This window comes from Ensifer sp. 2TAB8 (genome assembly GCF_052115125.1).
Lineage (GTDB): Bacteria > Pseudomonadota > Alphaproteobacteria > Rhizobiales > Rhizobiaceae > Ensifer.
Genome location: NZ_JBFRGB010000010.1, coordinates 90,455 through 104,780, shown reverse-complemented (window position 1 = coordinate 104,780; position 14,326 = coordinate 90,455). Strand labels below are relative to the sequence as shown.

Sequence of the window (14,326 nt, the reverse complement as noted above, 5' to 3'; positions counted from 1 at the left end):
TCCTGTTATTCCGCCGAAAGCACGGCGACGCCTTCGCCGCGCGAATGGCCGACGGTGGTCACCACCGCAGCCTTGGCCGCTGCCGTCATCGGCTTTTCAGCACCGGCATCGAAAGCCGGCACCTTGGCGCCCTCACCCAGCGACAGAGCCGCAAGCGCCAGGCCCAGCGGGAACTGTGCCTCGATGCTGTGCCCGACAAGGCCGCCATAGGCGCGCACCGGCGCACCGGCCAGCTTCGCCTCGAGGAACGCCCTTTCGCGTGCCACGAGGTCATGGAAACCGGAGGTACCGGAGAACACGATGGTCGAGGTCGGGTCGAGCTTTTCCGCAGGTTTTGCGAGGTCTTCAAGGCGGGCTTCCAGCTTGCCGCCATCGCGCGCGCCGCGGTCGCCGCCGATCGCGTCGATCGAGGCATAGATGCGGGCGCCGCGGGCTTCGGCATATTCGCGCGATTCCAGCACCAGGAAGGCGCCGACCGAACCGAGGATCATGCCGCCGCCACTATCCTTGCTGCGCGACCAGATCGGGTGCCAGTCGCCGAGCGCATGGCCCTGGATGGCTTCGATCAGGAGGATGATGTCGAGACGCTCTGCCGAGAAGGCGCCGCCGACGAGCGTATGCGTCGACTGGCCGGCCTTGATCCGGGCAAAGGCGGTTTCGATCGCCGAGATGCCGGCCGCTTCCTCGCCCATGAAGGTGCGCGACGAACCGGTGACCTTGTGCACGATCGAGATGTTGCCGGCGAGCAGGTTGGAAAGCTGGGCGAGAAACAACGTCGGGCGCAATTCGGTCGTCAGCTTTTCATTCAGCAGCTGTTCGCGGTCGTTGCGCTTCAGCGCTTCGTCGACGATCAGCGAGTCGACATTGATGTCGCGCTCGCCGCCACCGGCGGCGACGATCATGTCCATGCTGCCGCAGGCTTCGAGATTGTCCTTGAGACCGGCATCGTCGAGCGCCAGGCCCGCGGAAAAAACGCCGAGACGCTGCCAGTTTTCCATCTGGCGCTGGTCGCCACGCTTGGCGATCTGCTGCGACCAGTCGATCTCCGGCAACGGATGCACCGGATAGGGGCTGAACTTCTCGGTCTCGACGCGCACGGCCGGCGACGTGCCGGCGGTAAGCAGCGCCAGATGCGGCTCGACGCCGACGCCCTGGCTGGTGACGATACCGACGCCGGTAATGACAACGTCGTTTGCGGATTTGCTCATCTTACTTCTCCGAACCGGCTGCCGCCGAAAGAGCCGCCATCAGGCCCAGTTCCTCGGCCCGCTTGCGCACGATATCGCCGAGCGGAACCTGATCGAACGGCATCGTTCTCAGTTTCAGCTGGGCATCGCAGACCTTCTTGCCGGCCGAGGTGATCTTCGCCTTGGTCACGGCAAAGCCCGAACCCTCATGTTCGAGGAAAGCCTCGATCTCGAGTTCGGCCGAGGGCTCGACGAAGGTTCGCATCTTGGCGCCGTCGACCGACATCAGGAAGGGCATGGCTGCAAAATTGGTGGCGGCCAGCACCAGGAAACCGGAAGCCTGCGCCATTGTTTCGATCAGAAGCACGCCCGGAACCAGCGGATAGCCTGGGAAATGGCCTTCGAATACCGGGCTCTTCTCGGGCACCACGGAGCGCGCCGTCAGTCGGCCAGCCGAAAGATCGACCGTTTCGACACGATCGATCATCTGGAAGTATTCAAGGAGCATTGAGGCTCACCCTGTTCGTTTTCGGGCCGTTCGTTTCGGGCTCAAGTAAAAACGCCAATGCCGCCTGTCAAGCGCGGGGCGCGACGGGCGGCATTGGAAATCGAGTAGCAAGGCTCGGGCGAAAGCCCGATCAGCCCTTGGCTGCCCGCAGTTCGTCGATCTTGGCGCAGAGGTTCTTCAGAACGAAGTATTCTTCGGTCGAAACCTTGCCTTCGTTGACTTCCTGCGTCCACTGCTCGAGCGGGATCTTGATGCCGAATTCCTTGTCGATCGCAAACACGATGTCGAGGAAGTCCAGGCTGTCGATGCCGAGATCGTCGATCGTGTGGCTTTCCGGCGTGATCGTCTCGCGATCGATCTCGCTCGTTTCCGCAATGATGTCGGCAACCTTGTCGAATGTAGCTGTCACGCGCATACCTCTTTATTCTTATGTCGAGTCTCGGCGATCCTATAGGTAAATGCGTTGCAAAAGCCAATGGCCTTGATTGCAACAGCTTGCGAATTGAAATCGGTGTTGCCAGAGCGCCGCGCGCCGCTGGTTCGCATAGAGGCCTCAGCCGCTCAAACAGCCACCGAATGCCGGCCGCGGCCATTGCCGAGATAGGCGTCGAAGGCGGCCGCCACCGAGCGGGCAAAGGGCCGTCCGCGCTCGGTCAGGCGGAAGGTGCCGTTTTCGATCGTCGTCAGACCATCGGCATCGCGCGCCCGATAGAGCCGCGCTTCCTCGATCACGACGGCGGCCAACCCCGGAAATGCCTGCTCGACCTCGTCGAAGGAGAAGGCGAAGCGACACATGATGTCGGCGATCACTTTTGCTCTCAGCCGGTCGTCCGGCGTGAAATGGTAGCCGCGAACAGCCGCCAACCCCGTGCTCTCCACATGGCGCAGGTATTCGCCGGTTGCCGGCATGTTCTGGACATAACCTTGACGAAACTGGCCGATCGCCGAGGCGCCAAGACCGATCAGCGTCTCGGCGGCGTCATCCGTATAGCCCTGGAAATTGCGGCGGAGCTTCCCTTCCCGGCTGGCCCGCGCCAGGCTGTCCTCAGGCTTTGCGAAGTGGTCAATGCCGATTGCCTCGTATCCGGCCGCCAGCAGCATTTCGGAAGCCCGGGTCATCTGGGCGAAGCGCTCGACGATGCCGGGCAGGCTTTCGTCAGGGATCATCTTCTGGTGCGTCTTCATCCACGGCACATGCGCATAGCCGAAGAGCGCGACTCGATCGGGGGCAAGCGTCAGCACCGCCTCCATGGTGCACTCCAGCGACTGCAGGCTCTGGTAGGGCAAGCCGTAGAGAACATCGCAGTTGACCGAGTGCACGCCCCTCGTCCGCGCCGCCTCGATCGCGCCGCGTGTCTGCTCATAGGTCTGGATGCGGTTGATTGCCTTTTGCACCACCGGGTCGAAATCCTGGATGCCGAAGCTCGCCCGCGTCATGCCGATCGCCGCAAGCGCATCGTGGCGTGCCTCGTCGAGGTCGTTCGGATCCATCTCCACGCTGATCTCGCAATCGGGCGCAAAAGTGAAACTCTCGGTGAAGGCGCGCTTGAGCGCGACCATGTCGTCCGGCCGGACGAGCGTGGGTGAACCGCCGCCGAAATGCAGCGCCGTCACCCTAGCCCCGCGGCTCACCCGCCCGCCGACCTCTGCAACCTCGCGATGCAGTCCCTTGAGATAGGTCGCGACTGGATCGTAGCGCAGCGTCTGCTTGGTGTGGCAAGCACAGAACCAACAGAGCCGGTCACAATAGGGAATATGGGCATAGAGCGAGATCGCCTCGTCGGGGCCGATCGTCCCGAGCCAGCTTTCATAGTCCGCAGAGCCCACCGTCTCGGAGAAATGCGGGGCGGTCGGGTAGCTGGTGTAGCGCGGCACTGGGCCTGCATGCTTGAGGATGAGCGCGTCTTCCATCGGTCTCTCCACTGTCATGAAGTTGGCATAGGACGGATGGCCAAGGGTGCCTTTGATTTTGATCAAGTTGCCGAATTAACACGTTAAAATTGACAATGCGCAATTCAACGTGAGACATTGTTTCGCGCTTTCGAAATTAGCACCTGTCAACTCTTGATTTAACGACCAGCATCCTCTTTGGTCATCCCAGAGAGCATCGACATGCAGGTAGAAAGAATTGCAGATCGTGAACGAACATCGCCGCAAGGATATCCATAACTCGGACATTCCGACCGTCTGCGCCGCCTGCGAGGCGCGTCATGGCGGCGTATGCGGGACGCTCACCCCGGATCAGCTTCTCGACCTCAGCCGCCACTCGACTCGCCGCAGCATCGAGCCCGGCCGCGAAGTCGTCGGCCAGGGTGAGACGACCGACAGCTACGCCAACATCATCTCGGGCGTCGTCAAGCTCAGCAAGGTGCTCCACGACGGCCGCCAGCAGATCGTCGGCCTGCAGTTTGCTCCCGATTTCATGGGCCGCCCCTTCACCCGCGAAAGCGCGCTGACGGCCGAAGCGGCTGTGGACACCGACATCTGCTGCTTCCCGCGCAACGTCATCGAGCGGCTCGTTTCCGAGGCGCCGAACCTCGAACACCGGCTGCACGAGCAGGCGCTGAAGGAGCTCGACGAGGCGCGCGACTGGATGCTGACGCTCGGCCGCAAGACGGCTCAGGAGAAGGTGGCGAGCTTCCTCTACATCATCGCCACCCATATCCACCCGGAAGAGGGCACCGCGAACGAATTCGACCTGCCGCTTTCCCGCGCCGACATCGCCGACTATCTCGGCCTGACGATCGAAACCGTCAGCCGGCAGATCACCAAGCTGCGCAAGGAAAACGTCATCCGCATCGAAAACAGCCGCCACGTCACCGTGCCGAGCCTCGAGCGGCTGATGCATGTGGCCGGGATCGACTGAGCCGAGTGCGCTGACAAGCGGGCCACGGTCTTAGCGGATCACGTAGATTTCCTCTCATCTGCTGGCAGGACTGTCCCTCACCCTTTCCCTCTCCCCTCATGCGGGGAAAGGGAACGAGGACGACCGCAACAATGTCGTCTGCGGCACGCTCTTGAGCGGCCAAACGGTGAGCACGAGCGCTGCCCCGACGTCCCTTCTCCCCGCCCGCGGGAAGAAGGTGCCGGCAGGCGGATGACGGGTCAGGCCCGTCAACGAGAGGAGAAACGGGGATTCGTCAGCAGTCCGGACGTCAGCGTGTGATGACGATGCGGGTATTCGCCAGCCCATATTCCTGCGCGAGCGCGAAGAACTCTGCGGCATTGTTCGGGTGCAACCGCACGCAGCCGTGCGACGCCGGGCGTCCAAGCCGCTTGATGTCATAGGTGGCGTGAATCGCATAGCCGCCATTGAAGAAGACGGCATAGGGCATCGGCGCGTCGTCGTATTTGCTCGAGCGATGGTAGCGCGACAGCCACTTTGCCTGCCAGTTGCCACGCGGCGTGACATAGCCCTTGCGCGCGGTCGAAACCTTCCAGCGATACATGACGATGCCGTTCTGCGTCACGGTCATGGTCTGCGAGGACAGGCTGATGTCGGCAATGAGATTGGCGGCGTTGGCCGGCTGAGCGGAAAATTGCATCAACGCGGCGACGAGCACAGTCAAAAACGCATTCCGCATACTTCTCTCTCCGGGATGACAGACACTTTCCGGTGGAACGAGACGTCCGAAGAGAATAACCGGCTGAGTATGAAGCAATCTTAATACATATGGAAAGCAAAGTCTTAACGCGAAACTCGGTTTCGCAAGACCAGCGCCGCCGAAACGATCAAATCATCGCGACGACAAGAACAAAAACGGTCATCACCGTGCAGGCGCCATAGAATACCGCGATGCCGGCATCGATGTCTTCGCTACCGGCAACAGTGCGACCCGGACCGTTGATCATCGGCTCGCTGACCTTAACACCGCCATAGACACGCGGGCCTGCAAGCTGCAGGTCGAGCGCGCCGGCCATGGCCGCTTCCGGCCAGCCGGAATTCGGCGAGCGATGAAGGCCACGATCTCGAAGCGCCGCAACCAGCGCATCCTTGGCAGCGCGCCTGCCACGGTGGATCAGCGCGCCCGCGGCGATCAGCAGGATCGAAAGCCGTGCGGCCGGCAGGTTGGCGAGGTCGTCGAGCCGCGCCGAGGCCCAGCCGAACTGCAGATATTTCGGCGACTTGTGGCCGATCATCGAATCTGCGGTGTTCAGCATCTTGTAGGCGAGAAGGCCCGGCAGGCCGGCAATCGCGTACCAGAAGGCCGGCGCCACGACGCCATCGGAGAAATTCTCGGCGAGGCTTTCGATCGCCGCACGGCAAACGGCCGGCTCGTTGAGCGTCTTCGGATCGCGACCAACGATCATCGAAACGGCGGCCCGCCCGCCTTCGAGCCCACCCTGTCGCAGGCCCTCCGCCACGCGACGCACGTGATCGGCAAGGCTCTTCTGCGCCAGGAAGACCGCCACCAGCACCGCCTCCAGCAGATAGCCGAGAGGACCGAAGACGGCGAACAGGCGATGCAGCAGATGGCCGATCCAGGCGCTGAGGCCAAGCAACAGCACGATCGTGACGACGCCACGAAATTTGCGGGCGCCTTCCTCCAGATCCTCGCGGTTCAGCCTGTCGTCAAAAAAACCGATGGCCTTGCCGAAGAACACGACCGGATGCGGCACGCGCGCCCAGAGCCAATCCGGATCACCGACGACGCGATCGATCACCAGCGCCAGTGCGAGAACGAGAAGGATGGTCTCCGACATTCAGAGCTCCATCCGGGCAAGCGTATCCGCCAGCCGCCGGTCGCCCGCAGCGTCCGGCGCCAGGCCGATCCGCAACCAGGTCGGCGCATAGTCGAACTTGCGCGTGAGGATATGGGCTTCGCAGAGGCGCTCCTGCAGCAGAGCCGCCCGCGGATGCTCGACCAGCACGAAGAGCCCCGTGCCGCCGATGCGCTTGAGCCCTGCCCGATCGAGAGCGGCATCGAGCCCGGCGCGCCGCTCGAGGATACCGGTCGCAATCGCCGTCGTATCGCCCTGCATCAACGCTTTCGAGATGGTCAGCGCCGGGCCGGAGACGGCCCAGGGACCGAGCCAATCGGCAAAGGACGCAAGCACCGGCTCCGTCGCGACGACGAAGCCGAGGCGCAGGCCCGCAAGCCCGAAGAACTTGCCGAAGGACCGGAAGACGATGAGATTGCCCTGCCCCGGCACATGGCCGGCAACGCTCAATTCCGGCTGCAGATCGCCGAAGGCCTCGTCGACCAGCAGCAGTCCGCCGTTCGCCTTCTGACTTGCGGCGATTGCCAGAAGCTCTGATGGCACAAAGGCGCGGCCGGTCGGGTTGTTGGGGTTCACCACGATGACGAGGCAATAGGCGGCAGTGAGCGCGGCGGCATGTTCGACGCGATCGACGACAAAGCCTCCGGCCGACAGCACGCGGGCATATTCGCCGTAGGTCGGCCCGAAGATCGCGACGCGTGTGTTTCCAGGCGTCTTGGCGTTTTCATGCAGGAGACGCGGCAGCAACTGGATCACTGACTGCGTACCGGGGACGGGCAAAGGCTGCACGCCCTCGGTGCGGTAATACTCCGCGGCCGCCAGCCGCGCATCGTCCACCGTCTGCCGGTCCGGCAGCCGGTGCCAGGCGCGCTCGGGCACCGCGGGCAAGGCGACGGGGCATGGGTTGATGCCGGTCGAAAGGTCGAGCCAGTCTTCAAGCCGGCCGCCAAAGCGCACTGCGGCTTCGGTGATGCCGCCGCCGTGAATGATCGGCGCGCTCATGCGGCGCCCGCGATGTCGATCAGATGCATGAAGGAGCCAGCGACGTTGCTGCGCCTCAGACCCGCCCGGCCGAGATCCTCGCCGGCCGCATCGCTCACCGCAAACAGCCGGTCGGCGGCACCTTCGGCGACGATGGTCGCATAATGAAATTCGTGCGCCGTCATGGGTCCATCGAAGAAGGCGTTGTCGACAGGCACCACGCGGCGGTAGCCGAGGTGCCGCCTGCGTTCGGCAAAACTGGTGATGAGTGGCAGCAGGCCGAGCATGTCGTAGCGTGCACCATCAGCGGCGACAAGCCCTTCGCCGAGCACCATGTAACCACCGCATTCGCCAAAGATCCGGGCGCCGCGCTCGGCCGCAAAATGCATGCCGGAGCGGAAGCGGGAGGCTGCGCTGAGTCTTCCCGCATGCAACTCCGGATAGCCACCAGGCAGATAGACGGCATCGGCTGCCGGATCCGGCGCCTCGTCGGCGAGCGGCGAGAAGAAGGAAATCTCGGCGCCGCGTTTCTGCCAGTCGAACATCAGGTGCTCGTAGCAAAAGGCAAAGGCGATATCGCGCGCGATCGCGATGCGCTGCCCCAGCGGACGGAAGCGCGCGATCTCCGTTTCCGGCCGGTGCGGAAAAATCTCGGCCGCCCGGCCGATCGCATCGAGGTCGCAGTTCGCCTCCACGCGCTCGGCGGCTGCCCCGATGAAACCTTCGAGCGCGCCATGTTCGCCCGCCTGCACGAGGCCGAGATGACGCTCCGGCAGTTGCAGCGCACTGTCCTGCCTGAGCACGCCGAAAATGGGCATGTCCACTCGCTGAAGCGCATCGCGCAGCATCATCTCGTGTCGGTCGCTGCCGACCTTGTTGAGGATGACGCCGACCACACTGATATCGTCGCGATGATCCGCGTAGCCGCGCACCAGCGCCGCAACCGAATGGGACATGCGGGCGCAATCGACAACGAGGATGACGGCAAGGTTCAGCGTCGCGGCAAGGTCCGCAGGCGAACCGGTGCCGTCGGCAGCACCATCATGGAGCCCCATCATCGCCTCGACGATCAGGGTGCACCCGCCGGCGGCCGCATGGGACGCGTTGGCAAGCAGCAGTTCCGGGCGCATCGCCCAGGGATCGTAGTTGAAGCAGGGTTCGCCGGTCGCCGCCGCATGGAAGGCTGGATCGATGTAGTCAGGTCCCGCCTTACCGGGCGCGATCGCAACGCCGCGCTTCTTCAAGGCGCGCATCAGCCCCAGCGTCACCGTCGTCTTGCCGGAGCCGGACGACGGTGCGGCGATCAGCAGTCCGCTCATGCCGGGTTCCTGAGAATGCGATTGGCGAAGGGGTCGGCCGCAAGCTTGCGCCCGTCGAGCGCGCCGATCCAGTCGAGCGCTGCACGCAGCCGGACGACCTCCCCGACGACGACGATCGCCGGTGGCTCCAGGCCTGCTGCCTCGACATCGGCCTCGGCGCGCGCAAGCGTCGTTTCCAGCACTGCCTGCTCCGGCGTCGCGGCGTTGCAGACGAAGGCGACCGGCTCGTCCGGCGAGCGGCCGCCGGCAATCAGGTTGGCGGTGATCGCACCGATATGCTTCATCGCCATGTACATGACGATGACCGGCGAACCGCTGGCGATGCCTTGCCAGTTGATGCGGTCCGGCACCAGGCCGGAGGAATCGTGACCGGTCAGGAATGTGACGGCGTGGTTGACCTCGCGGTGGGTGACCGGAATGCCGGCATAGGCCAGGCCCCCGATGCCGGCGGTGATGCCGGGCACGATGCGGAACGGAATCTGGTGCTCGACCAGTGTCAGCGCCTCCTCGCCGCCACGGCCGAAGACGAAGGGATCGCCGCCCTTCAGCCGCAGCACGCGGTTGCCGGCGCGTGCAAGCTCGACCAGACGCAGCGAAATATCGCGCTGCTTCGGCGATGGCTTGCCGCCGCGCTTGCCCGCAAACTCCAGCACGGCGCCTGGCCCCGCGAGCTTCAGGCAGTCCTCGTTGACCAGCGCGTCATGCACGATCACATCCGCCTGCCGCAGCGCGTTGGCCGCATGCAGCGTCAACAGGCCCGGGTCACCCGGACCGGCGCCGACCAGCCAGACCGAACCTTTCTCGAGCGCCGGCAATCCGGCAAAGAGGTCGTCGATCATCCGTGCTGCCCTACCTGTATCCCGGCACCGCCTGACGGTGCACCTGACGCGATCTCTAAAGAACCGGATTCCATTTCACAGCAAACCCGGACAAAAGATTGATTCAATTCAACAACATAAGAGCACATCAGACAGCCTCCGCCACCTGATCGCCCAGTTCCGCACGCAAGCTCACCGGCCCGGCAAGCGCCGCCGTCGCATGCGCGGAGACGATCTTCGGCACGATCAGCACCGCTTCGCTGCCGGCGCCGACGAGTGCGGCACCCTCGGCAACGCCATGGCAGCCCGTGTGGGCAAAGACAATCTCGGAAGGGTTGGCGAGCCGGGAGGCTTCGGCTTCGAGCGTGGCCGCATCGTAGAACGCGGTCGGTACCGAGAAATGGTCGGCCGCCGCCAGGATCGCCGGTTCTTCCGCGCGGGCATTAAGCGAGGCGACCAGCCGCAGATCGTCGGCGGTGGCGCCGGCATCCGCCAGGGCGCGCTCGGCGAGGGCGATCACCTCTTCGGCCGGCGTGCGACGCTCGCAGCCGAGCCCGAGCACCAGCCCGGTGCCTGCTCTCATCGTCTGTGCGACAGCGTTATTGTCACGCAGTTCGGCACCCAAATCCGCTGCGCGTTTTTGCTGAAACTGCTTCGATCCCCTAACCGATGCCATCGGCGGCCGGCCCCCTTCGTCGGTTCTCCTTAACGAAGCGCCGGCTGGAACAATCCGTCCCGGGCCGATCTGGACAGCACCGGCTGATGGCCCCCTGGCTGGGTCGGCCGCACCGGACGCTCTTTCAGTCCGCCGAAGCGGACGCCGTCGCATATCCGTCATTTTTACCGGAGTGCGGGAGACCGGTCAAACCGGATTGCGCCATCGCCATGTCGCGATTGGCGAAGGCGAACGGTTGCCCGGTGGATCGCGACGGTGGCCTCCTTCGGCTGCCGCTCGATCGCCAGCGTTTCCATCCGAAAACACAGCGACTCAGCACAAGATTTTGATTCTGTGAAAGATTCGAAGTGCGGCCACCGTGAGGGCAAGCAGGGCCACTACAGAAGGCTTTGCAAATCGTGTCCGGCTCTGACACAAGGCGGCAAAGCTCAAGTCTCCCTCCCAGAGTCCCTCCCGTGCAAGACCTCGTCCCTCCCGTGCAAGACCTCGCCTTCCACCTGCTCGCCTTCCTGTTCGTTGCCGCCTTCATCGCCGGCTTCATCGATTCGATCGCCGGCGGCGGTGGCATGATCACCATTCCCGCCATGCTGATCGCCGGCATCCCGCCGCTGCAGACGCTCGGCACCAACAAGCTGCAGGGGCTGTTCGGCTCAGGCTCGGCAAGCCTTTCCTATGCGCGGCGCGGCCACGTGAACCTGAAAGAACAGTTGCCGATGGCGCTGATGTCGGGATTGGGCTCGGTGTTCGGGGCGCTGCTCGCAACTGTCGTTCCTGGCGACGTGCTGAAGGCCGTGCTTCCCTTCCTGCTGATCGCCATCGCGCTCTATTTTGGCCTGAAGCCGAACATGGGCGACGTCGACCAGCACCGCCGCATCACGCCCTTCGTCTTCACGTTGACGCTGGTGCCGCTGATCGGCTTTTACGACGGTGTCTTCGGGCCTGGCACCGGCTCCTTCTTCATGCTCGGCTTCGTCACGCTCGCCGGCTTCGGCGTGCTGAAGGCGACCGCGCACACGAAGTTCCTGAACTTCGGCTCCAATATCGGCGCGTTTGGCGTTTTTCTCTTCTTCGGCGCCATCCTCTGGAAGGTTGGCCTGATGATGGGCGTCGGCCAGTTCCTCGGCGCCCAGGTCGGCTCGCGCTATGCCATGGCCAAGGGCGCCAAGATCATCAAGCCGCTGCTCGTCATCGTCTCGATCGCGCTCGCCATCCGGCTGCTCGCCGATCCGTCGCATCCCTTGAGGATCTGGCTGGGGCTTTAAGGCCAGCGCACGGTCCTGGCTCGCAGAAAACGCAGCAATGTACGCGACTTAGGCGAACGTCACTTGACCGTTACACCAACGTCCGGCGCGCCTGTGGTCGACCAGCACGAGCATTCTTCGCCTGCAGGCCCCGCGCCGTAGCCACAAATCTGCTTGGGGGTCTTGCATTGCCGGGGGCTGCGCGCTTCGGCACGCGCCTTTGCCTCGGCTTCGGCCGCGGCTCTTTGCTTTCGGCTCATTTTTGGCGTCGGAGCCGCCTTTGCTTTCTCCACCTTCTGGACTGCGGATGCGCTGGTCCTGGTCGTTTGGGATGAACCGGTTTCGCTGCACGAAACAATTAGCAAAAGCGATGCGACAGCAAACGCAACTCTAGCAAAGGTCTTCAAGCTTCACCCGCGATCTAAACCATGTCGAGCGTCTATATGCGTGCTTCCGGCAGCCTCATCAAGAGGCGATCGCACAGCCAGATAACGGGCGTATTCGCCTGGCGTCGAATAGAGCTACCAGCCTCATCCCAATCAAACGGCTGCGCGCGTGCCGTTTCAGGGTCGGGTTGCGCAGAAAGAGGTGTACGCCGCGTGTGGTCCTGTCATCCTCGCAGTGAAAATCCGCTAACCAAGACGAAAGTCGAGCAAGGCGGCCTCTTGAACCTCTAGCCGCTAGAGATTGCAGAAGGTGGTGAAAATGTTTCGTGGACAGGTGGCCAGATACGGCCACCGACCCCGCCAAATGTCTTTTCGCCATTCCACTCGCTCCAGAGGTCCCGATGTCCACCACCCTTCCCGCCATCCTGATGCTTGTCGTCGGCCTCTTCACTCTGGCGCTGGCGAGCCTGCGCCGCGTGCAATCCGGCCGCTCGCCGGTGGTGCTGACCTATGGCGACGATGCCGAGGGGTTTGCGGCCAAGCTTTTCCGCGTCATCGTTGCGGCACTGGTGATCCACCTGCTGGCGGTCGCGATGCTTCCAGCATCCGTCGATGCCACCCTTGGGCGGATCCCGGTACTCGACACCCCCATCCTCCGCGCCGCCGGCCTTTTGCTGATGGTGCTTGGCGGCGGGCTGACGATGCTGTCGCAATGGGCGATGCGCCATTCCTGGAAGATCGGGATCCCCGAACAACAGGATGCCCCGCTCGTCACCTCGGGCCTCTATGCCTTCTCGCGCAACCCCATCTATGTCGGCATGGTCACCGCGCTGATCGGCACCGTATTGGCGGTGCCCAACGTCGTGTCGGTGGCACTCACCCTTTCCGCCTGGATCTCGATCTCCTACCAGATCCGCGGGGAGGAAACCCACCTCGCCCGCTCCTTCGGCAACGCCTACAACGCCTATCGCCAACGTGTCCGCAGGTGGCTCTGACAAGGGCTCAGGCTGCGACGCTCTCGGCGTCGGCCGAACTGCGCGACGAAACCCGACGGATCAGGAACACCGCCGAAAGACCGGCCACCACGCTGGGCAAACCAAGCGCGAGGAAGGCCTCGACCGAAATCGGCACGCTCTTCCTGAGCACGTCTTCACTCAGGCTATGGGCCATCCCGCCTCCGACGAGAAAGGCTGACAGCGAGAGGATGACGAAGGCGACAATCGGCTGGACGGCTCTGAGAAAGTGGTGGAGCAGCATCGTCAGCAATGCCACGACCGCCCAGACCCGATAGTTCAAGAGCCATGACTTGATTGAGGCGAACATTCAGTGAACAAATACGCGGATGGCTGGTGCGCTCAACCTCTCTCAAAACACCGCCAGAAGCAGCGCCCCGGCAGCAATGAAGGCGACGCCGAGCCAGTTCATCAGGTTGAGCTTTTCGCCGAGGAAGAGCACGCCGAAGATAGCGACCATGACGATCGAGAGCTTGTCGATGGGGGCGACACGGGCCGCGTCGCCGAGCTTCAGCGCGCGGAAATAGGCAAGCCAGGAGGCGCCGGTGGCAAGGCCGGACAGCGCCAGGAACAGCCAGGTGCGCCCGGAGATTTCCGATGGTTTCTGCCATTGCCCGGTCGCCGCCACGATGGCGGCGATCACGCAGAGGATGACGACGGTGCGGATCAGCGTCGCGAAGTCGGAGTTGATCTGCGCAACCCCGACCTTCGCAAACACCGCCGTCAATGCAGCAAAGGCCGCCGAAAGCAGTGCCCAGAACTGCCAGCTCTGGCTCATCAGAATTCCACGCCCTGCTGCGCCTTGATGCCGGAGCGGAACGGATGCTTGATCAGCTCCATCTCGGTCACCAGATCGGCGATCTCGATCAGGTCCTCCTTGGCGTTGCGGCCGGTGAGCACCACATGTGTCATGTGCGGCTTTTCCTCTTTCAGGAAGCGCACGACCTCGGCGACGTCGATATAGTCGTAGCGCAGCGCAATATTGATCTCGTCGAGCAGCACCATCGAGTTGCGCTCGTCGCGGATCAGCTCCTTCGCTTTCTCCCAGGCCTTTTCCGCCATGGCCACGTCGCGGGCGCGGTCCTGCGTTTCCCAGGTAAAGCCTTCGCCCAGCGTATAGAACTGGCAGACATCGCCGAAATGCTTCTCGATCAGCTCGCGCTCGCCGGTCGCCATCGCGCCCTTGATGAATTGCACGACGGCGCAGGGCATGCCATGGGCGATATGGCGGAAGATCATGCCGAAGCCAGCGGTCGACTTGCCCTTGCCCTTTCCGGTGTTGACGATGATCAGACCCTTCTCGTCGGTCTTGGTCGCCATGATCTTTTCGCGGGCCGCCTTCTTTTTCGCCATCTTCATGGCGTGGCGGGCATCGTCCTTTTCGGCCGGGGCTTCGCCGCCTACTGTCGTCTCGTCGCTCATGATCACTCCCTCAGTTCTCAAGTTCGGGATGGGCAGCCGCCCTCGTCCCGCTT

The 14,326-nt window shown here is 63.5% G+C and carries 16 protein-coding genes; 3 read left to right on the top strand and 13 right to left on the bottom strand.

All coding sequences use genetic code 11. From position 1 onward, the window contains the following. Nucleotides 1-5: 5 nt before the first annotated feature. From AB4Z53_RS17945 to hemN, 4 genes are all read right to left on the bottom strand, one after another. Nucleotides 6-1,208 (bottom strand): beta-ketoacyl-ACP synthase, encoded by a 1,203-nt coding sequence (locus tag AB4Z53_RS17945; RefSeq protein WP_113539341.1) that lies wholly within the window; start codon nt 1,206-1,208, stop codon nt 6-8. A gap of 1 nt (nt 1,209) precedes the next feature. After that, nucleotides 1,210-1,695 (bottom strand): 3-hydroxyacyl-ACP dehydratase FabZ family protein, encoded by a 486-nt coding sequence (locus AB4Z53_RS17940; protein WP_291160627.1) that lies wholly within the window; start codon nt 1,693-1,695, stop codon nt 1,210-1,212. Nucleotides 1,696-1,825: 130 nt separating this feature from the next. Next, nucleotides 1,826-2,110, bottom strand: a complete 285-nt coding sequence (locus tag AB4Z53_RS17935; RefSeq protein WP_089044188.1) for an acyl carrier protein — start codon at nt 2,108-2,110, stop codon at nt 1,826-1,828. A 146-nt stretch (nt 2,111-2,256) separates the two neighbouring features. Then, complete coding sequence (gene hemN / locus AB4Z53_RS17930) at nt 2,257-3,606, bottom strand: oxygen-independent coproporphyrinogen III oxidase (RefSeq protein ID WP_441596864.1); 1,350 nt, start codon at nt 3,604-3,606, stop codon at nt 2,257-2,259. A 217-nt stretch (nt 3,607-3,823) separates the two neighbouring features. Here hemN and AB4Z53_RS17925 point away from each other — a divergent pair, with 217 nt between their 5' ends. Beyond that, on the top strand, nt 3,824-4,561 hold the full coding sequence (locus tag AB4Z53_RS17925) for a Crp/Fnr family transcriptional regulator (protein WP_113539338.1): 738 nt from the start codon (nt 3,824-3,826) through the stop codon (nt 4,559-4,561). A 289-nt stretch (nt 4,562-4,850) separates the two neighbouring features. Here the strand turns inward: AB4Z53_RS17925 and AB4Z53_RS17920 are convergent, their stop codons facing one another. From AB4Z53_RS17920 to AB4Z53_RS17895, 6 genes are all read right to left on the bottom strand, one after another. Continuing rightward, nucleotides 4,851-5,279 (bottom strand): L,D-transpeptidase, encoded by a 429-nt coding sequence (locus tag AB4Z53_RS17920; protein WP_291160615.1) that lies wholly within the window; start codon nt 5,277-5,279, stop codon nt 4,851-4,853. A gap of 148 nt (nt 5,280-5,427) precedes the next feature. Further along, nucleotides 5,428-6,399 carry an adenosylcobinamide-phosphate synthase CbiB gene (gene cbiB, locus AB4Z53_RS17915; protein ID WP_441596861.1) on the bottom strand — a complete coding sequence of 324 codons (972 nt, stop codon included), beginning with the start codon at nt 6,397-6,399 and terminating at the stop codon, nt 5,428-5,430. Beyond that, nucleotides 6,400-7,419, bottom strand: a complete 1,020-nt coding sequence (gene cobD, locus AB4Z53_RS17910) for a threonine-phosphate decarboxylase CobD (protein ID WP_441596859.1) — start codon at nt 7,417-7,419, stop codon at nt 6,400-6,402. Beyond that, on the bottom strand, nt 7,416-8,717 hold the full coding sequence (locus AB4Z53_RS17905; RefSeq protein WP_441596857.1) for a cobyrinate a,c-diamide synthase: 1,302 nt from the start codon (nt 8,715-8,717) through the stop codon (nt 7,416-7,418). Before AB4Z53_RS17905 ends, cobD begins: the two co-directional genes overlap by 4 nt. Next, nucleotides 8,714-9,553, bottom strand: coding sequence for a uroporphyrinogen-III C-methyltransferase (gene cobA / locus AB4Z53_RS17900; RefSeq protein WP_441597014.1), 840 nt, complete (start codon nt 9,551-9,553; stop codon nt 8,714-8,716). The genes AB4Z53_RS17905 and cobA overlap by 4 nt, the downstream gene beginning before the upstream one ends. A gap of 130 nt (nt 9,554-9,683) precedes the next feature. Further along, nucleotides 9,684-10,118 carry a cobalamin biosynthesis protein gene (locus AB4Z53_RS17895; protein ID WP_441596855.1) on the bottom strand — a complete coding sequence of 145 codons (435 nt, stop codon included), beginning with the start codon at nt 10,116-10,118 and terminating at the stop codon, nt 9,684-9,686. 569 nt (nt 10,119-10,687) lie between these two features. On the opposite strand from AB4Z53_RS17895, the gene AB4Z53_RS17890 reads away from it, so the two are divergent. Together AB4Z53_RS17890 and AB4Z53_RS17885 are read left to right on the top strand one after the other, a co-directional pair. Then, complete coding sequence (locus tag AB4Z53_RS17890; RefSeq protein ID WP_113539331.1) at nt 10,688-11,473, top strand: TSUP family transporter; 786 nt, start codon at nt 10,688-10,690, stop codon at nt 11,471-11,473. 766 nt (nt 11,474-12,239) lie between these two features. Further along, entirely contained in the window at nt 12,240-12,833 is a 594-nt protein-coding gene (locus AB4Z53_RS17885; protein WP_291160598.1) for a methyltransferase family protein, read from the top strand. 7 nt (nt 12,834-12,840) lie between these two features. On the opposite strand, the gene AB4Z53_RS17880 is transcribed toward AB4Z53_RS17885, so the two are convergent. Genes AB4Z53_RS17880 through cobO form a run of 3 tightly spaced genes read right to left on the bottom strand, consistent with a single transcriptional unit; the run spans nt 12,841 to nt 14,273 of the window. Then, the gene (locus tag AB4Z53_RS17880) at nt 12,841-13,161 is read right to left on the bottom strand and encodes a hypothetical protein (RefSeq protein ID WP_441596853.1); all 321 of its coding nucleotides are present in this window, start codon (nt 13,159-13,161) and stop codon (nt 12,841-12,843) included. A gap of 42 nt (nt 13,162-13,203) precedes the next feature. Next, nucleotides 13,204-13,629 carry an EamA family transporter gene (locus tag AB4Z53_RS17875; protein WP_060520612.1) on the bottom strand — a complete coding sequence of 142 codons (426 nt, stop codon included), beginning with the start codon at nt 13,627-13,629 and terminating at the stop codon, nt 13,204-13,206. Continuing rightward, entirely contained in the window at nt 13,629-14,273 is a 645-nt protein-coding gene (gene cobO / locus AB4Z53_RS17870) for a cob(I)yrinic acid a,c-diamide adenosyltransferase (protein ID WP_043617391.1), read from the bottom strand. The genes AB4Z53_RS17875 and cobO overlap by 1 nt, the downstream gene beginning before the upstream one ends. Between the last annotated feature and the right edge of the window lie 53 nt (nt 14,274-14,326).